17 protein-coding genes are annotated in these 19273 nt (G+C 43.8%); 6 read left to right on the plus strand and 11 right to left on the minus strand.

Annotated elements, in window-relative coordinates:
- Nucleotides 1-39: 39 nt before the first annotated feature.
- Complete coding sequence (locus I588_RS09875; protein WP_034692475.1) at nucleotides 40-1356, plus strand: S1C family serine protease; 1317 nt, start codon at nucleotides 40-42, stop codon at nucleotides 1354-1356.
- A gap of 61 nt (nucleotides 1357-1417) precedes the next feature.
- On the opposite strand, the gene I588_RS09880 is transcribed toward I588_RS09875, so the two are convergent.
- From I588_RS09880 to I588_RS09895, 4 genes are all read right to left on the minus strand, one after another.
- Complete coding sequence (locus I588_RS09880) at nucleotides 1418-3997, minus strand: YfhO family protein (protein ID WP_010755171.1); 2580 nt, start codon at nucleotides 3995-3997, stop codon at nucleotides 1418-1420.
- 204 nt (nucleotides 3998-4201) lie between these two features.
- Nucleotides 4202-4813 (minus strand): YtpR family tRNA-binding protein, encoded by a 612-nt coding sequence (gene ytpR, locus I588_RS09885; RefSeq protein ID WP_010755170.1) that lies wholly within the window; start codon nucleotides 4811-4813, stop codon nucleotides 4202-4204.
- 101 nt (nucleotides 4814-4914) lie between these two features.
- Nucleotides 4915-5376 (minus strand): universal stress protein, encoded by a 462-nt coding sequence (locus I588_RS09890; RefSeq protein ID WP_034692474.1) that lies wholly within the window; start codon nucleotides 5374-5376, stop codon nucleotides 4915-4917.
- Nucleotides 5377-5388: 12 nt separating this feature from the next.
- The gene (locus I588_RS09895) at nucleotides 5389-5715 is read right to left on the minus strand and encodes a thioredoxin family protein (RefSeq protein ID WP_281169966.1); all 327 of its coding nucleotides are present in this window, start codon (nucleotides 5713-5715) and stop codon (nucleotides 5389-5391) included.
- A 137-nt stretch (nucleotides 5716-5852) separates the two neighbouring features.
- Here I588_RS09895 and I588_RS09900 point away from each other — a divergent pair, with 137 nt between their 5' ends.
- Entirely contained in the window at nucleotides 5853-6185 is a 333-nt protein-coding gene (locus tag I588_RS09900) for a hypothetical protein (protein WP_010755167.1), read from the plus strand.
- Between the two features lie 46 nt (nucleotides 6186-6231).
- Here the strand turns inward: I588_RS09900 and pepV are convergent, their stop codons facing one another.
- Entirely contained in the window at nucleotides 6232-7644 is a 1413-nt protein-coding gene (gene pepV / locus I588_RS09905; protein ID WP_010755166.1) for a dipeptidase PepV, read from the minus strand.
- Nucleotides 7645-7783: 139 nt separating this feature from the next.
- Between pepV and I588_RS09910 the strand changes: the two genes are divergently transcribed.
- Both I588_RS09910 and I588_RS09915 read left to right on the plus strand, forming a co-directional pair.
- Nucleotides 7784-8629, plus strand: coding sequence for an NAD(P)H-hydrate dehydratase (locus I588_RS09910; RefSeq protein ID WP_010755165.1), 846 nt, complete (start codon nucleotides 7784-7786; stop codon nucleotides 8627-8629).
- A complete protein-coding gene (locus tag I588_RS09915) occupies nucleotides 8626-9066 on the plus strand; it encodes an acyl-CoA thioesterase (protein WP_010755164.1) in 441 nt (146 codons plus the stop codon). Before I588_RS09910 ends, I588_RS09915 begins: the two co-directional genes overlap by 4 nt.
- Nucleotides 9067-9071: 5 nt before the next feature.
- On the opposite strand, the gene I588_RS09920 is transcribed toward I588_RS09915, so the two are convergent.
- From I588_RS09920 to I588_RS26820, 5 genes are read right to left on the minus strand one after another with little or no spacing between them, the layout of a single operon-like run.
- The gene (locus tag I588_RS09920; protein WP_010755163.1) at nucleotides 9072-9896 is read right to left on the minus strand and encodes an oxamate carbamoyltransferase subunit AllH family protein; all 825 of its coding nucleotides are present in this window, start codon (nucleotides 9894-9896) and stop codon (nucleotides 9072-9074) included.
- Nucleotides 9897-9920: 24 nt separating this feature from the next.
- Complete coding sequence (locus I588_RS09925) at nucleotides 9921-11144, minus strand: amidohydrolase family protein (RefSeq protein WP_010755162.1); 1224 nt, start codon at nucleotides 11142-11144, stop codon at nucleotides 9921-9923.
- Nucleotides 11145-11171: 27 nt separating this feature from the next.
- Nucleotides 11172-12497, minus strand: coding sequence for a citrate transporter (locus I588_RS09930; protein WP_425387099.1), 1326 nt, complete (start codon nucleotides 12495-12497; stop codon nucleotides 11172-11174).
- Between the two features lie 55 nt (nucleotides 12498-12552).
- Nucleotides 12553-13488 (minus strand): carbamate kinase, encoded by a 936-nt coding sequence (gene arcC / locus I588_RS09935; protein ID WP_010755160.1) that lies wholly within the window; start codon nucleotides 13486-13488, stop codon nucleotides 12553-12555.
- Between the two features lie 17 nt (nucleotides 13489-13505).
- On the minus strand, nucleotides 13506-16499 hold the full coding sequence (locus I588_RS26820; RefSeq protein WP_010755159.1) for a bifunctional FdrA/YlbE family protein: 2994 nt from the start codon (nucleotides 16497-16499) through the stop codon (nucleotides 13506-13508).
- A 121-nt stretch (nucleotides 16500-16620) separates the two neighbouring features.
- Between I588_RS26820 and I588_RS09950 the strand changes: the two genes are divergently transcribed.
- Together I588_RS09950 and I588_RS09955 are read left to right on the plus strand one after the other, a co-directional pair.
- Nucleotides 16621-18210, plus strand: coding sequence for a PucR family transcriptional regulator (locus I588_RS09950; protein WP_010755158.1), 1590 nt, complete (start codon nucleotides 16621-16623; stop codon nucleotides 18208-18210).
- Nucleotides 18185-18979, plus strand: coding sequence for an alpha/beta hydrolase (locus I588_RS09955; RefSeq protein ID WP_010755157.1), 795 nt, complete (start codon nucleotides 18185-18187; stop codon nucleotides 18977-18979). Before I588_RS09950 ends, I588_RS09955 begins: the two co-directional genes overlap by 26 nt.
- A 33-nt stretch (nucleotides 18980-19012) precedes the next feature.
- Here I588_RS09955 and relB read toward each other — a convergent pair whose 3' ends face one another.
- Nucleotides 19013-19243: a type II toxin-antitoxin system RelB family antitoxin gene (gene relB / locus I588_RS09960; RefSeq protein ID WP_034692296.1), complete on the minus strand. Its 231-nt coding sequence runs from the start codon at nucleotides 19241-19243 to the stop codon at nucleotides 19013-19015.
- Nucleotides 19244-19273: the final 30 nt, after the last annotated feature.

Consider the following 19273-nt stretch of genomic DNA (forward strand, 5'->3'; position numbering starts at 1 on the left):
TATAACGTATATTCAAGTAAAGGTGGAGGAATAATAATGATGGATAAAAATGATATGACCCCTACTCCAAAAAATTCAAACGGCTTCTTTAAGCGGTTTGGGATTGGCCTATTAGGCGGTTTGGTTGGGGCAGGTTTAATATTTGGTATTTATTATGCTGCAACTAGTGCTGGCTCTAGCGACAATGCCAGCGGGTCACCAAGTGCTGGCAGTACTCAAGTCAGCAATATGAAGGTTGACGCAAATTCTGATATTACTGAGGCAGTTGAAAAGGTGCAAGGTGCAGTAGTATCTGTAGTTAACCTGCAAAGACAACAACAGCAGCAAAATGGCTTAGGCGGCTGGTCAGATATTTTTGGCGGCGGAAATAATGGAAATAGCGGTGAAGAGTCTCAGGATAGCCAAAATGAAAGTGATGACAACCTGGTAGAGGCTTCTGAAGGTTCTGGTGTCATTTATAAACGTGAAGGCAATACAGCTTATGTCGTAACTAACAATCACGTAGTGGAAGGACAAAATGGGCTGGAAGTTTTGCTAAAAGATGGCTCTAAAGTAAAAGCTGAGCTAATCGGAACGGATACTTACACTGACTTGGCTGTTTTGAAAATCGAATCAGACAAGGTTGCAGATATTACACCAGCTACCTTTGGTGATTCTGACAGCTTGAAGGCGGGTGAACCAGCAATTGCTTTAGGTTCTCCACTAGGTTCTCAATATGCCAACTCAGTAACTGCTGGTATTATTTCTTCATTAGGGCGGCAAGTAGTCAGCCAAACAAGTGAAGGCCAATCGGTGAATATCAATGCCATCCAAACAGATGCTGCGATTAACCCTGGTAACTCTGGTGGTCCGTTAGTAAACATTGCCGGACAAGTAATCGGTATTAACTCTAGTAAAATTGTTCAAACTGAATCTAACGTAAGTGTTGAAGGAATTGGTTTTGCCATTCCAAGTAATGATGTAGTCAATGTCATCAATCAACTGGAAACGGATGGAAAAGTAACTCGTCCTGCTCTAGGAATTACCATGCACAATCTTTCTGATTTAACGAGTCAACAACAGGAACAAATCGTTAAAGTACCTAGCTCGGTAACCCAAGGTGTGGTTATTGCCTCTGTTCAAGGAGCAACTCCAGCTGAAAAAGCTGGCTTGAAGCAATATGATGTAATTACTAAAATTGATGGCGAGAATGTTTCCACTGGAGTTGAACTGCAATCCGCTTTATACAAACATAAAGTTGGGGACACCGTTGAAATTACCTACTACCGTGAAGACAAAGAGCATACAGCCAAGGTTGAATTGTCATTAGATTCTAGTGCATTGCAAAAGCAATCAAACAACCAACAAGGTGAATAGCTAAAAGGGCGGTCGCGAGATCGTCCTTTTTCTTGCGCAAAAAAAGCAGAGAAATCCCCAATTACTTGGTGGATTTCTCTGCTTCTTTGCGTCTTGCCAGCGGTTTGTAGACAACGTAATAGCCAATGACACCTGTCATTACAACTATGGACACGATACCTCCGACAACCGGTGCTGTTGGACGGTACACAAGTCGAATCTGATGTTCTCCCTTTTTAGGGACAGTCACTGATAAAAAGCTGCCGAAAACCTTTTTAGTTTTTACTTTTTGATTATCAATATACACCTTCCAGGCATCGTCATAAGGTATCGACAAATACACTGTTTGATTGTCTTCTTCAACGTTTAACGTACCTCGCAGCTGGTCATCTCGCTGTCCTTTCAAATCAAAGGCAAATTGATGCTTGTCAGCCAGCAGCTGATTGAAGTTGGCTTCATCCAATGTAGCAATTTCTGCCTGTTTAAAGTTAAAGTCTTTCTTGCCCTTCAGCTCAACGGTAACCTGTTCACCAGCTTTAAAGTAACCTAAGTTGAACAATTGATTGGTTTGAATGCCAATAGCAGTTTGGTGTTTTTTGCCATTGATTAATAATTCATCAACATTTTTCCAATAGACTTTAGGCAAATACATGAACAGCTTGCCGCTCTCAGTTGTTTCCAGGGTAAAGGTATTGGGCTTCTCGCCCATCGTCATTTTAGCCGGCTGGAAATAGTGCTTTTCTTGTTTCTTAAGGGACTGTAAAATACTTTCCTGGTTATCAATTACTTTATTCGGCTGCAATTTTACTTGGCTGTCTTCCAGCAGCAAGCCCATTCCCAAGGCCTCCGAATTTTCGTAAACATGTAAATTGTGCGATTTTTTAAAGGCGGCTCGATCCTCTAGTTCCTGCGGTTTTATCGAGTAGCGAACATTCAGCAATAAATTCAGTACCGGATTTTCATCCACATACGTAAAGCGCCGTACATTGCGCGAATAAATGCCCAGATTGACGAGAGTGTCCAGCACATCCTTTTCCAAGGTAGAGGTGTAGCTGGAAATATCAGCAAAATTGTACAAGAACGAGTCGTTGTAGCTGTTGTAAGCAATTGAAAAGCCATCATTGTTTTGATCGGTCTTCTCATTGATGCGCCATAGGGTCGGCGAAGCATTCAGCTCATCAATCAGCTCACTTTGGTTCTCATAAAATTTGGCGAACTTTGATTGGCTGCCAAAAGGAATCGCGTTTAGCGCATGCTGATAGTTAAAGCCCAATTCGAAAAAGGTTAAGCAGGCGATAACACCGATTAGCCATTGATAATTTTTGCGCTTCAGAATAATAATCAGCAATGCATACAGCCAAATCAGGGCTAAGCTATAGCCGAGATAAGCGGTATTGCTGACCAATTCATTTTTGATGAACCAGCGTTCGTTAGCTGTTCCTTCAATATTCGCACTAAGTGGCGCCAGTAAAAGCAAAATGCTAAAAACGCCCGCCGATTTGACCAGCGTCTGAGTCAGCTGCTCTTTGTCTAATTTCAGCCAGGCGGCATAGCCAAAGCGAATCATCAGCAGGCTGAAAATAAATACATTGCGGTAAGGAAAACCGGCTGGACTTTGGAACATGTGCCAGACCGTATTTATCAGCTGAACAATAAAGGATAGAAATAAGGCCAGCATCAAAAAGAAGGTGCCTTTTCTTTCCCGCTTACTAATTTTTTGACAGAAAAAGTAGCTGATAAACAACAGAACCATCAAAATGCCTGAATACATCGTTGGCAAATGCTGCAGACGATCCTCGAATTCATACGTGCCAATTCCTAATTCACCGAAAGCGGACAACGCAAAGCGAGGCGTTGGCGCAAAGCTTAGCGGATCAAAATTAGTTTTGGCAGTCCGCAGCATGCCCACCAACGATGGCAGCAAAATAAAGCTGGTAGCAATTCCGGCTAAAAAGGAAACGACAATAAATTTCCGCCATTCCTGCCACAGAACTTTGGGTCTCCAGGCACCTTTTTCCGGATGAGCCAGCCAGTAAAGATACACACTGTAAATCACGGCATAAATACAAACCATATAACCTAAATAATAATTGGTCATAATCGTCGCAAACAGCGAAATCCCATACAGCGATCCCGTTTCCTTGCGCCACAGCTTTTCCAGTCCAAAGGTTACCAGCGGCAGTAAAATCAGAGCATCCAGCCACATAAAGTTTAAGCTGTAGGCCACTACAAACCCGCACAAGCTGTAGGAGGTGGAAAAAATAATCGTCGCAAAGCTGGGTTGATTAAAGTGTCGAGTTAGATAGTAGTACATGGTGCTGCCCATCGTAGCGATTTTGGCCGTGATAATCCAGATGAGAGCAATCGGCAGATTTTCGTCTTGAAAGAGCAGACAAATCAAATTATAAGGACTGATTAAGTAATAGCCGCTCAATGCCTCGATTGATCCGCCAATTCCATTTGAAAAGGAATACAGACTGACTCCTTCATCGAAGAAACGCTTAAACAAACTCATAAACTCCAGGTATTGGGTTCCGATATCACTTACCAATAAGTTATTATCGCCAAACGGGGCAATTGCCAGTGAGTGCCAGATCGCCAGCATGATAACAAACGGTACTAGAAAACTCCCTAGTCCGCGTAAAATTTTTTGCGTGGTCATTTCAACCTCCTTGATACAAAATTTCATTTTTTCAGAAATTTTTCTTTATTCTAATCAAGGATAGCCATTATCTGAATTTCTGTCAAAAGACTTCCGACCGATTTAACAAATAATTTGTATGATTTTTTTCAAAATAACCCGATTTTTTATGAATTTCAGCAAAAAAATAGCCAAACGAAGGATATTTTCCCGTTTGGCTATTGCTTATTTTCCTACTTGAAAAGCTTCTCCCACCACAGCAGCTTCATCAAGAACCAAAATGCCCTTTTTCTCTGGAGCGTTAGGCAAATGTAATTCCTTCGCTGAACAAATCATGCCGTAGCTTTCAACACCTCGCAGCTTACCAGGCCAGATCATTAAACCGTCAGGCATCATCGCACCAGGTTTAGCTACCACTACCTTTTGTCCTGCTGCGATATTGCTGGCGCCGCAAACAATTTGCAGCACTTGGCCGTTGTCTACTTCAGTTTCGGTGATATGCAAATGGTCTGAGTCGGGATGATCGACACAGGTCTTCACATAGCCCACCACAATTTTAGGCTCATGATCTGGAGCTAAGCGCTCTTCAAAGCCGGCCATTTCCATTTGTTTATTCAATACATCAATGTCTTCATCGCTTACGTTGACCTGTCCATTGCCTTCAATCGTTAAATAGTCGGAAACGTTGAAGAAGTTCCAGGCAACTGTTTTACCCTCGTCGGTTTGGATACGTGCAACATTTGCTTTACGCTCCGTTTGATTTTCTTTGTTTTCATCATTGGCAACGATCACCAGTAGTGTATCGCCGATTGTTTCTTTATTATAAGCAAAAATCATGCTGTGACCTCCCTTTAATTCTCTGGTATCTTATCAAAAAAAGCAAAAAAGTGCATGAGATTTTTTTCATTTTAGCCCGCTGCGCCCAAAAGAAAAGCTGGCTATTCACCAGCTTCTTTACTTGGATGAACGATCAGTACATCGCAAGGTGCTTCCTTAATCACGTGACTGGCTACACTGCCCGTCATAAACCGTTCAACCGCATTTAAACCAGATTGTCCCACCATAATCAGATCAATGCCATATTTTTCCGGCAGCTTGTGGGCCATCGCTTCTTTTGCTGAGCCGTAAGCTAAAATGCCTTCCACCTCATCATAGCCGAAATCCTTTGCCAGCTTCCGATAGTCGGTAATCAGCTTTTTGGCATCATTGGTTTGCTGCTCAATGATGTTTTCGTTTAAAGACGAATAGCCCATAATGTTATAAGCTTGATTGTCTAAAACATGAGCCACATAAACCTTTCCTTGGTTACGCTTAGCAACAGAAAGAGCCTTTTTAAATGCCTCGAGTGCTTGTTCGCTGCCATCTGTCCCTACTAAGATGCGTTGATAATTTTGTATCATCATTTTTCTCACTTATCCTTCCACTTTTTCTAAAAAGCCTACGATCTCCTCTTTGGTTTTACGATTTTTATTTACCAGACGCCCTAATTCTTCCCCATCATTGGTGACAACGAAACTAGGAATGCCAAATATATTCCACTCAGCGGCTACATCCAAGTATTCATCCCGGTCCACTTGAATAAATTGAAACTGAGGAAAGGCGGCTTCAATCTCCGGCATTTGCGGTTTGATGAAGCTGCAGTCACCACACCAGTCGGCAGTAAAAAAGAAAACATTTTTTCCCTTTTCTGCATAGCTGGCTAGTTCCTCAATGTTCTTTGGAATAATCATTTGCGTCACGACCTTTTCTTTTGTTACTTTAATTATACACGTTTCTTTTTGTTTTGCGAAAGAAAGTATTTTTGGCAATTAAGCAAACCTTTTAAGCGAATCTATGTTAAAATTGATGGGAAATAGACGTCAGGAGGTTTATGCATATGGGCAAGCACACAGATTTTTCCCGCGGCTTACTCCTTGGTTCAACTCTTGGACTCGTAGGTGGAATTGCCGGTAGTTACTGGATTCAGAAAAAACAAAATGTCTCCCCGGATGAGATTTTAAATCGCATTAAAAAAGCGTTTTTAGAAGAAGGACCCATTGAAGGCTCATGGATTTCCTTTGAAACAAAACCTTTACGAAAATTTGCTATTCGCATGAATGCTGTTGAAGGCGGCATTACCCGTCTAGAGGATGGGAAATTGGTGGCCTACGAATTTATGGCTGATGCCAAAACCGGAGCAGTTTTAACCATTGATCGTTTAGCTATGTAAAAAAGTCACGAAAATCTTTGTCGATTTTCGTGACTTTTTTTGTTTACTATTTTGCCAAGCGGTAGATTGCGTCTGCATAAATGGCAGTTGCCCGTAAAATATCGGCTACTGGCATAAATTCATTGGCTTGGTGCATGGTATCAGTATAGCCTGGGAATTGTGCCCCGTATGCTACGCCGCGTTCCAACAGACGGCCAAAGGTGCCACCGCCGATGATTTTTTCTTCGCCTTTTAGTCCGGTATGTTCTTCAAAAACATCCATCAAGGTAGCGACTAATTCATCATCCACTGGTACATAGTGAGGCAGCATGTGGTGTCCATCTAAGACGACCTTCGCATTGTCCGCAAATAAGTCAGTTAATGTTTTTTCAATTTCTTCTGCTGTAATGCCTTTTGGATAACGGAAGTTCAAGACAATTTGGTTGCCTTCGTCTTGGCCGTTTTCAAATTTGAATACACCCGCATTCATGGTTAATTCGCCCATGACTTCATCTTGGTAAGCCACGCCTAGTTTTTTACCATAAACATCTTCATGGATGTAGTTGGCTGAATAATCAATAAAGGCTTTAGCCGCTCCGTCGAAATCGTAGTTGTTCAAGAAGACTGCCAGGAAAGTTCCCGCATTGGTTCCTGATTGTGGGCTGGCACCGTGGGCAGCTTTACCGACAAGATCAATGGAGACTTCGTTGCCGTTTACTTCAGCAGTACCACTAATAGGATTATTTTCAACATAATCTGCAAAGTCATTGGCTAATGCTTTAGCAGCCGCTTCATCTGGCGTTTGGACAACTGCCTTCGCATTGCCTGGTACCATGTTGGCACGCAAGCCAGCATTAAAGCTGCTTAGTACATAGTCCACGCCGTTTGTGCCGCTGAATTGAGGAACAAAGGTAACATTCCCTTTTTCACCATTGATCATTGGGAATTCCGCATCTGGCGAGAAGCCAAAGTCTGGTTTTTCTTCGTGTTCAAAATAATAATCCATATCTGCCCAGCCGCTTTCTTCATCGGTTCCGATGACAAAACGGATTTTTTTAGAAACAGGCAGGTCTAATTCTTTAATCATTTTCATTGCATAGTAAGCCGCAACGGTTGGGCCTTTGTCGTCGCTTGAGCCGCGGGCGTATAATTTCCCGTCTTTTACTACTGGTTCATAAGGATCTGTATCCCAGCCATCACCAGCAGGTACCACGTCTAAGTGGCCGAAGATTCCTAGGGTTTCATCCCCTTCGCCAAAATCAATGTGGCCGGCATAGTTGTCTACGTTTTTAGTAGCAAAGCCGTCACGTTCAGCGATAGCCAACATTTTTTCCAAGGCTTCTTTTGGTCCTGGTCCAAATGGGGCTTCCTTTGTTGCCTGACTGTCGTCACGTTCGCTGTTGATTCGCAACAAGTCGTTCAAATCGTTTAACAAGTCGTCTTTCCGTGCTTCGACTTCTTTTTTCCAATCGATGGTCATTGCATTCATCCTCCTTGTTTTTACCACTTTTATGATAGCACTCTGAATTGTAAAATGAAAACAAAATAAACCGACTATTTAAGACAGATGACCCTGGTTGTTCTATAATAAGAAGAAAAGCATAAAGAAGGTGAACCTCGTGAACCAACTGACCGAAGATATTTTAACTAAGGTCATTACTCGGCGTCCTGAGAATTCCCATAAAGGGACCTTTGGACGTGCCGCTTTAATCGGCGGAAACAACCAATATGGCGGTGCCATTATTATGAGTGCCGAAGCCTGTGTGAATGCCGGTGCTGGCTTGACAACCGTCGTTACCTCTGAAAAAAATCATGCACCCCTGCATGCCCGACTGCCAGAAGCGATGGTTATCGATTATTCTGACACAGAGCTGCTGGTGGATCTGCTGAAGAGTATGGACGTCATTTTGATCGGTCCAGGCTTGGGGCTCAGTGTTACCGTTCTATCTATTTTAAAAAAAATCTTGCAGGTTCAGCTGGAGCACCAATGGCTGATTATTGACGGGTCGGCAATTACCCTGTTTGCTAGTCATCGGCTGCCTTTGAAATACCCGGAAAAGGTTGTCTTTACCCCGCATCAAAAAGAATGGCAGCGACTAAGCGGACTGGAAATTGATCAGCAGACAACTGAAAACAATCAGGAAAAACAAAAAGAGCTGCAGGCCATGATCGTACTAAAAAGCCATCGCACTGAAATTTACGATGGCCATCAGATTTGGCACAATACTGCCGGCAACGCTGCGATGGCAACTGGCGGCACAGGGGATACTTTGGCAGGCATGATTGCCGGCTTTATTGCTCAGTTTGGCGGCAGCAGTGAAACAATTGCAGCGGCGGTCTATCTTCACAGTAAAATCGGCGATGATCTGGCTGAGGAGCATTATGTGGTTCTTCCTACCACAATCAGCCAAGAAATCTCCCGCTATATGAAAAAATACGCACAACAAGAAAGGACAAAAAAATGAAACTTTATCCTGGCTACAAACGCAAACCTTTTTATTATGAAACAGACAAAATGGGCATTATTCATCATTCCAATTATATTCGCTGGTTTGAAGAAGCTCGAGTGGACATGCTGGAATTTGTCGGCTATCCCTTTGAGCGAATCGAAAAATACGGGATTATCGTGCCGGTTTTAAGCGTCAGCAGCACTTACAAAGATATGGTACGCTTTGGTGATGAAGTATTGGTCAAGCCGACTATCAGCAACTATACTGGGACTCGTTTGGATTTCAAGTATCAAATCATTAACGTGGCAACTGGCGTAACCACGACGGTTGGAACTAGCGAGCATTGCTTCATGTCCAGTGAATCCAATCGACTGGTTCATTTGAAACGGCAAAATCCTGAATTACATCAACTATTTATGGACTATTACAATCAAACAGGTGAAGAAGCTTAGCTTCCTCACCTGTTTTTTACTGCATTTAAGCCCAGTAAAATCCCATAGGCTGTGTCTTTTCCTGAGGTTTCTCCGATAGATAAAATTCGTTGCACGGCTTGTGCTAATTCTGCCTCGGCTGCCGGCTGCTGCATTCGCTGCTGCAGCTCTACAAAAGGTGAACTGGCAAAGCCGGCCAGCATCGCTTCCAAATAATTTTGGCTGACAATCGTCGTTCGATCCGTTTTTGAAGCCAAAGCGGTCTTCAGCTGTTGGGCTGCCGGCAATTGATAACTGAGCAGGACAAACAAATAACCCATCAGCAAATCATCGCCGCTGGGGGTTAATCCCTGCCCTCGCCCTACAAAATATGTAGTCAATGCTTCCCAATTTTCACGGTCCAAGTTCGGCTGCAGCAAGAATTCAAAGAAGGCGGATTCCTTTACCCCCACGGTCAAGCCCAGCTGAGGTCGCAGCTGAAGGCTTTCTAGTTTAGCAATCATGGTCATAAGCACCGTGGAGTCAAAGGAAACCGTCGTCAAGCGTAAAGAAACTGGCTGAACTACCTCAAAGCTGATTCTTTTGGTGCCCTTGCGGCTGTAAAAGGTCATGGAGTGATCCGTTAGTTTCACCACATTGCCCTGCTGGCAAAAGGGTTTTACTGCCTGGAAGCTTTCCGCTGGAATCTGAATACCAAAGCTGGACAGAAAATCCTTCGCATCAGTTACATGCAGCAGCTGCTGGCCAAACACTAAATTAAAGGAGTGCTGAAACACACTGTGAATCTGCCCGATCTTGCCGAAGCCATCCAAGGACGTTAGATAGGAACTAATCTGACAGCTATTTTTCATGTTTATTGCACTCCTTTCGTTTAATTAGCGGTTGATGGTTACTTTTGTATCCACCTTCACGGTTACACAGCCGTTTTTAATTACATAAACTCGTTCAGGGATGTCAATGATCGCATTGGCTTTGACCTTCGTGTCTAACAAGACTAGGTCAGCCTTTTTCCCTTCTGCAATTCCATAATCGGTTAAGCCTAAAGCCTTGGCTGGATTTTCAGTAATCATTGGTAAAACGGTTGGTAAATCGTCAGCGCCGCCTAAATGTCCCACAGGAACCGCCAGCATCGCAATTTGAATCAAGTCACCATTGCCGTAAGGGGTGAAGGCGTTGCGAATATTATTGGTTGCCAGACAGATGTTTACGCCGGCATCACGCAGCTTGCGAATTGGCGTTACCGCTCGGCGAACGTTGTATTCGTCATTACGCGCACCTAAATGCAAGTCAGTCGCTGGTAATGGCATCACATTGATTTTCGCTTGGGCCATCTTGCCGATTACTCGATCCAGTTCGTCTTTCTTCATGGCATGCAAAGCCGTTAAATGCCCCACTGAAACACGGCCTTCGTAGCCTTCTTTGATGGTTTTTTCGCACAGGTATTCGATGGACGTTTCATCTGCTTCGTCCGCAAAGTCCTGATGCAGGTCGATATCCTTGTTATATTTTTTAGCAATTTCAAAAATCAAGTCGATGTGCTCATTGGCTGGTGCATCATTGTAAGGAATGCCGCCAACTACATCAGCACCCATATCCATGGCTTCATACATCATTTTTTCTGTACCAGGTGCTTTGAAAATTCCTTCTTGCGGGAAGGCCACTACCTGCATATCAATCATGTCTTTGTATTCTTCTTTTAATTTCAAAATCATCTTAAAGCCGGTAAAGCCCTGTGCCGGATCAAACTCGGAATGGGTTCTAACAGTTGTTGCCCCACGGCGAATAATCATTTCCAAGGCTTGCTTCGCCCGGTTGTATACATCTTCTTCAGTGAACGTTGGTTTCAATTTGGCGGTTACTTGAATTGCTTCTTTTAACGTGCCTGATTTGTTCGGTTCACGGTCAGCGATTAACGCCTTGTCCAGATGAATGTGGCTTTCCACTAGTCCTGGGATCAATACGCGGCCGTCTGCTTCAATTACTTCATTTGCGGTTTCGTCAATCGTCGGTGCAATTTTGACAATTTTGCCGTTTTCAATTGCGATATCCTGCAACGCTTCGCCGTCATTTAATCGTGCTTGTTTAATTAATAAATCCATTCTGTTCACTCCTATGTCTTTTTTATATTAACCAAAAATTAATCCAATTGCTAACAGTAAAACCGAGGCTAAACTCAGCCATTTGACATTTCCTTTTACCACATCCAAAATTGGGATCTGGAAACCGGAAGATAAAGCCTGCATCGTAATGTTTACAAAGCTCATTTGACTGCCTAAGCCGACACCCATCGTCACAAAACCTAAAGCCAACGGTGGGAAGCCTAGTGAAACTGCGACTGGCAGGACTAACGTCAATACCGAACCTACATAAGCACCTGCTGGAACCCCGATTAATACGCCAGTCAAAATAGCTACTGGTACTACGATAAATTCCGGCGCATTTTGTGCAATTCCGGCGATTACCGCAAAGGTTCCTGTTTGAGCGATAACATTAATGAAGGCCAAGAAAATCCCTACTTGGAACAAACGCGTTAAAATGTAGGTGGAACCGTCGACCATTGCTTCCACTGATTGATTCATGGTGAAGTCGGTACAAATGAATACCAGTGCTAAGGTTAAAATCATGTAAACCAATGGCGTGAAGAAGGCAAATCCGATTACATCATTTACCACTGGACCAAAGATTACGGCAAACAACAAGAAAGTTGCCGGTAAAGTTAATTTGAACAGTTCTCCATTGGATTTTTTATCAAAAACATCATCCTCTGATTCCTTGAAGCCGACGTTCCGGCGTTTGGTTCCCCAGAAAGCTAAAACAATCGCTAAGGCAACAAATACTAACCAGTACGGACGCATTACTGAAACGTAATCACCAACACTTACATCTCCCAGCTTGGAAACAATACTTGATTCCAAAGAAGCCGGTGAAGTGGTAAAAGATACCGCTGCCGCCAAGGACATTCCGGCAATCAGCTCGGGAACAACCCCAACCGCCGCAAAGGCCAAGGGTGCGATAACCATCGCGCTGCCGCCGCCAATTCCTGACATGTAGGTTGCTGCGGCTAATAACACTACGATAAATGCTGAAACAAATTCGACTTTTCCTTTAGTGCCTCGTTTAGCCAGTGTTAAGGCTGCCGAGTAGCTGCCTGCTTTAAATACCGCCATCGCTACTGCTGAGTTGATAATGGGAACGGTGATGCTCAACATTGATGGAATGGTCTCCAACAGCTGAGCATTGGCATCCATTAGGCTGACGCCGCCGATCAGCATGGCTAGAACCCCGGCTACTAAACCTGCGATAATCATATCGACCTTCATAAACAGCAAAACCAGCACCAATATTAAGGGAACAATAACTAAAATAGCTTTAAATCCAGTTGGCGCAGTAATGGCATCTAATCCATCCGATGCATAAGCGCTGATTCCTGATGTCACGCCTACCAGCAACATCAGGAGAAATAACGTAATTTTTCGTTTCATGACTAAGCTCCTCTACTTTGTAGTATTAACAAACAATTCTCGTTCCAAAGCCGGCTACAATATTGCTTAAATTTTCAATGGACGTAATCACGGCTTCGCGTTTTTGACTTTCTTCTACAAAATCAATCGCAGATTCAACCTTTGGCAGCATGCTGCCTGGCGGGAATTGATTTTCTTTAATGTATTGCTTGGCTTCTTCAATTGTTAATTTTTCCAGCTTCTTTTGATCCGGCTGATTGTAGTTGATGTAAATATTATCGACACCCGTTAGGATAATCAGTCGATCGGCATTGATCTCTTTGGCTAGATTGTTAGCGGAAAGATCTTTATCAATCACCGCTTCTGCCCCTTCATAAACACCGTCTTGGTTTTTGATCACGGGAATGCCGCCGCCACCGACACAAACAGTGATAACATCTGCTGCCACCAGTGATAGGATCGCATCCTTTTCAACAATCCGTTTAGGCTTAGGAGAGGCAATCACTTTACGATAGCCTCGTCCTGAATCCTCCTGATAAACACCTTCCCCATTGGCCATTTTTTGCTGCGCTTCCTCTTTGGTGTAAAAAGGCCCGATTGGTTTCGTAGGATTTTGGAAGGAGGGATCTGCGGCATCTACCTCCACTTGGGTAATCACGCTAATGACACTTTTTTGGATGCTGCGTTTTTGCAATTCGTTTTGAATCGCCTGTTGAATCCAGTAGCCGATACTGCCTTCTGTCATAGCTACATTGGTGTCCAGCTTCATCATAGGTGTCTTTTCTGAATCACCGGCCTTTTGCTGGATCAGCAGGTTTCCTACCTGCGGACCATTGCCGTGGCAGATCACCACCTGCTCTCCGAGTTCAATAAATTCGATAATGTCTGACGCGACCTTGCGTACAACCTCCTTTTGTCCTTCGTCAGTAGGAATTTTATCTAAAATGGCATTTCCGCCTAAAGCAATCACATTTAATCCCATGTTTGTCTAATCCTTTCTTACTCGACTTCGATGCCTAGCGATGTTGCATAGGCTTCTAAGGCTTTTTCAAAGCAGCTTAATGGTGCTCTAACTGTTCCTGCACCGACTTGACCAACGCCGGCTTCTTTATTGGCAATACCGGTATTAATAATTGGAGTAATTCCTGTTTCTACAACTTTGCGAATATCGATGCCTAGACAGGTCCCTTGGAAATCCCAAGTTGGAATGGTCCAGGTTGGGTTATGTCCAATACTAATCTCGGCCATTTCATTGGAGATAGACAAGGCATCTTGGAAGCCGCCTGCTCCGACAAAACGAGTGACCCCAGGAGCTGCTACCATCGCCATACCGCCGACTCCGATGGTTTCAGTGATGGCACTGTCTCCCATATCCGGGTTGCCGTCTTCTTCGGTAAATCCTGTGAAATACAAGCCTTTTGGCAAATTCACCGGAGCAGTGAACCATTCGTCGCCGGTCTCAGCAATCCGTACCCCAAAATCAACACCGTTTCTCGTCAAGGTGGTAACTACTGTTCCTTTGGCATTTTTACGCGCCGTATCTACGATGGATTTGCCGGCTGCCATCATAATATTCAAGAAGAACTGATCGGTATCTGCCAAGAATTTCATGACATCGAATTTGTCTTGTTCATCGATTTGCAGCGTCACAATATGTGGTGCTACTTCCCGTAAAAAGTTCAAGGATGCCGCAAAATTGCGTTGATGGAACTCATCCCCCATCGTAATTGAACGGGCAATCAGAACACTCAAGTTAATTCCGTTGGCGTTTTGTTTCAATGCTCCTGACAAGGTTGGTCCTAAAACATCCTTCATCCAGTTCAAGCGGTCAATCACTTCCTGTGAAAAGGCCCCAAAACGCAGCACTTTACCAATACCTTCATTCATGGTGCAATAGCCAGTTGAGCCGTCCAGGCGATTTTCAACTACAAAGACCGGCATGTTCGCTGAGGTAATCCCTCCCATTGGTCCAACTGCATGGACATGATGACAAGGAATAAAGCGAATCTCTCCTGCTTCGACTAAGGCAGTGACTTGATTTTCATCGGTCGCCCAGCCTTCAAAAATAGCGGCCCCTACCACTGAGCCCTTCATAGGACCAGTCATGTCTGCCCAAGCAATCGGTGGTCCAGCATGCAGCAAGGTTTTGGTTGCTTCATTCAGCTCTGGAATCACCGTTTTAGCTGGCACAACATCGGTTAGGAATGGCTGAGCGTTTTTGATTTTTTCCATTACCTGCTGGTTTTCTTCGTTAATTTGATCTTCGTAATCAGCTAAAGCGTTCAAGATTTTGATCATCTTCTGATTGCCGCCTGCCCGAGGCTTCCAGTTGAATTGCTCCGATTTGCCATCGAAGGCTTGAATCGATTGGTTAAAGCTTTGCAGACCGACATTAATGATCCGTGGTTTTGTGTTTAATAGTTCCATCACCTTTTCACTTGGTGCAGGCACGGTTACTTTGCTGCCTTGATAAGCAACCACGACTTTTGGTTCTTCGGTTAGTTCAATTCCTTTTAAGCGCAAAGCCAATTGGACGGCTTTCGCATTGCTTTCGGCAACCAATACACCTTTGGCTTTCAAACGTAAAACGGCATCTTCATAGTTTTGCGGATCTTTATTCGTTCCAACTACCGTAGCGATAAATGTCAGCTCTGGATTAACACCTTGGGCTTCCTTGATGGCTGGCATTAACGCCCCCACCATGTCTTCATGAGCACCGTAGCCTAGAACAACATCCAACAAGATGACTCCGGTATTTGCATCTGCTGCGTATTCTTGAATCTTCTTCACTCGAACTTCTGGGTCAATCATAGGATGAGGCTTGCCTTGAGTGTAAATATCATCCCCTAAGTCAATCACATCGTAGCCAGCTGATTTCAAAATGTAGCCGGCTTCCTTAACTAACCCTGCCAAGCCTAGAGCTTCTGAGATCAGCATGCCGGCTTCAGCTGCCAAGGTTCCTCCTGAATAAAGGCCTTTGATAACTTTGTCTTCGCCAATTGTTTGCTCAGGTGCCGCAACTGGTTCGAAATAGTTTTCCTTAACGGGTACTTCATTAGCTAAATCAACCGCAATCTTAGCTGTTTCCTCTAACGTATGAGCCAAGTAAACCTTGCCTTCATGAGCTGCAGGTTTTTCACCTAGGAAAATTGCTACGACTGGCTTGGAAATACTTTGCAGCAGCTGCACCACTTCATCCCGCACTTCTTTTGCTGGCGGCTTAGAAATGACACAAATGACATCTGTAGGTTCGTGGTTCTCTAAAGCCACAATTGCATCCTTCATCGTAATCGCGCCGACCTTGTCACTGAGATCCCGACCGCCGGTACCAATGGCATGAACCACGCCATTTCCTAGACGATCAATAATCGTAGTTACTTCTTGAATCCCGGTTCCGGAAGCTCCGACAACCCCGATATTCCCTGGTGACACGACATTGGTGAAGGCAATCGGAATACTAGAGATAATCCCCGTTCCGCAGTCTGGCCCCATCATCATCAAGCCTTTTTCATGGGCCAGTTGTTTCAAACGTACTTCGTCTTCTACAGGAATGTTGTCAGTGAAGGAGAAGACATGCAATCCGTTTTTCAACGCTGTTTCCATTTCAGCTGCTCCATATTCTCCGGGAATACTGAACAACGCCATGTTGGCATCTGGTAATTGCTCCAAGGCTTCCTGCCAAGTAGTCGACGCCTTTTTTGCTTCGCTAGAGCCTTTAGAAGACAAATCGCTTAAGAAGTTGTCCACCTCTGGCAAGACCTGCTCCATAATTTCCGGCAATTCGCTGTCAACTACAATCATCAGGTCATTGGGTGAAGCCGCTTTCGCTTCTTCCGTTAATAAACCGGTATTTTCTAAAATATCTTTATTGGCATTGGTTCCCATCATCAGCTGACTCATGGTAACTGCCTCTAATTCATTGATACGGTTGGTCAATAGCATCAAATTAATGGAATCTTGATAATTATTCTTTAAAATAACTGTATTAAGCATTTCATTTATCCTACCTTTCCTCTACACTATTATTCTAAAGATAAAAGATTGCGTTTTCATCGGACAATATTCTAAAAAAGTGCTATACTTTTTATCCATAAAGCGCAAAAAGGAGAATCTCATGAAATTAAAGGAATTGCTGGCCCAGGGAGAATTAAAAACGAGTAAAATTCTGACTAAGGATATCGGTCTGGAAAACGATGTAGAATCGGCGATGGTCTTAGAAGCCATGGACATTGAAAATTGGAGCAAGAAAAATCAATTGATTCTGACTTCCTTTTACGCCTTCAATGGGGTTTCCGAGGAGGAGCTGGAAATCTTCTTCTGTAAGATGCAGCAGATTGGCGTCAGCGGCTTAGTGGTAAAGATGGATCGCCTCATCAAAATTATCCCGGAATGGGTAATCGAGCTGTCCTTTAAATATGAGATTCCCTTGATTAAGATTGCCCAGGAGGTCAGCTACGAAAAAATTCTGTTGACGATTTATGAGCCCCTGCTAAATTACCAAACCCATATTTTACGCACCTATTACGAAGTACGCCAGCGCTTTACTAAGCTGGAGCGCAGCTATCCTTCTTTAGAACGGATTATGGAAGAGTTCTATCAAGTAATTAATTATCCCTGCAGTTTGAAGCTGATTGATAAGCAGCGGGAGATTCACTTTGGCGAAGTACCGAAAAATGACGTGGTACTAAATCGGGAGAGCTTAGCCAGTGGCGAATTTACTAAGAATGACTACACACTGCTGACCCTTTTTTCGCAACACGAAGGCAAGACGCGCTCGGCTCTGGAGGTAAGCCTATTCAATCCTTACTCCAGCAATTGTCTGCTGCTGGTTTATCTAAACCAGGCAGAGGTGAAGGAAACGGATTTGATGATTATCGAAAATACGATTGATGTGCTGCAGGAGAAATTCAATACGGAGTACTTATTAAAGAAGGAACGCTATGAACGGCTGAACAACTTAGCGGATGCCATCCTGCAAAATACGCCGAAAAATCCGGAGGAACTGGAAAGCCTGTTGAAGGAAGCCGATATGAACCACTATGCGTTCTATCAGGCAATTGCCTTCCCCACTAAGACACCAGAGGCTCAGCTGATTAAGGATCGGACATTGAATTTATTGAAGTCCTTGAAATCTAAATCGATCTTCTTTGATCACCACAATTACTCCTTGATCCTGCTGAATTTTGATCAGGAGAAGAGTATTGCTAAGGTCGAGGTGAAGCGTTTGTTGGCAGAGGTGCTGGAATACCATCCTTCGATGACGTTTGCCTTAAGCAGCTTGAAACGTAAGCATGAACTGAAGGAAATTTTGATGGAATGCTTAGATATTCTGAATTTCAGCGAGGAATTTTATCACGATGATGTAGTGGAATTAGCCGATATTGGCATCTTCCGACATTTTATTCGCAGCGAACAGCTGGAAGTGATTGATGAACTGGTGCCAGCAAAATTATTGGCTTTGTCGCAGGAAAACTACGATTTGTTTGAAACCTTCTATCAGTTTCTGCGCAACAAGCGCAATTATAAGCAAACGGCCGAAGCCATGTTCCTGCATTCGAAAACGATTCGCTATCGTTTGACCAAGATCGAACAGTTTCTGGCAATTGAGCTGGATGATCCCTTGCAGGTCATGAACCATGAAATTGGTACCTATATTATTAAGATGAGGAGAAACGCCATTGAAAAAAATCATCACCCTGACTAACGATGCTGCTGTTGCTATATATCCTGCAACTTCCGAAAAGAAAGTCGTGCTTTATTTCCACGGCGGCGGCTTGATTTACGGTTCGAAAAACGATTTACCCAGCGAATTAAGCGAGAAATTTTTAGCTAAAGATTACACTGTTCTAGCGGTAGATTACTTGCTAGCCCCGAATAATACACTGCCGGAAATTGTTGATGCCTTAGAAGAAAGCTTTTATTTATTGAAGGATTCGGTGTTTGGTGATCGGCCCTTTGGCTTTTGCGGACGTTCGGCTGGCGGGTATTTGATGCTGCTGTTGACGAAGCGTTTGTTGGCTAAGGGAATTTCGCCGGACTTTTTGGTTAATTTCTATGGCTATACTGATTTGGCGTTTATTCAGCAGGATCGGCAATTGCTACCTATGACGATTGAAAAGGAGCAGCTTGCTGCGGTGGAATTGACGCAACCCGTTTGGGACGATCCGCTGATGACCCGTTTCTTGCTTTACCATTACGCAGTGCAGCAAAAGCTGCTGCCGGAATACTATGGGGTAGATTCTGATGAGGCATTCTCGGTTACAGATGCCGACTTGGCACAATTCCCGCGAACCTTCAGCAGCGCCAGTACTTCCGATAAGGAAATCCCCTTTAGCTATAGTAAGAAAATCGGTCGTTTAATTCCTGACAGCTGCTTCAAGCCGGTCTATTATTTGGAACATGATTTTCTAAAGGAAGTCCACAAGCCAGAGGTGCAGAAGGTGCTGCAGGCGTTGGAGGATTGGCTGGAATAGAAAAAACCTCCATCGGCTGGAGGTTTTTTCGCCTTATTCTAGTCCGCCAAACTCAGCTAAAACTTCTGCTAGCGAGACTGTTTCTTTTCCTGCTTCCAGCCATTGCTTATGAGCAATTTCAGCCAGCTGCTGATCGTAAGCGTCTTCCAATTGTTCCATGGAGTACTGCTTCATTAATTCAGAAAGAGACAGTCCATAAAATTCTGCCATGTATTGCAGCCATTCTTTTTCGGAATCACTTACTTCGATTGCAATGATTGCCATTTTCCCTGTCCCCTTTTTTTCTTTCACTCT

Origin of the sequence: Enterococcus pallens ATCC BAA-351 (genome assembly GCF_000407485.1) — a bacterium.
GTDB classification, from domain to species: domain Bacteria; phylum Bacillota; class Bacilli; order Lactobacillales; family Enterococcaceae; genus Enterococcus_A; species Enterococcus_A pallens.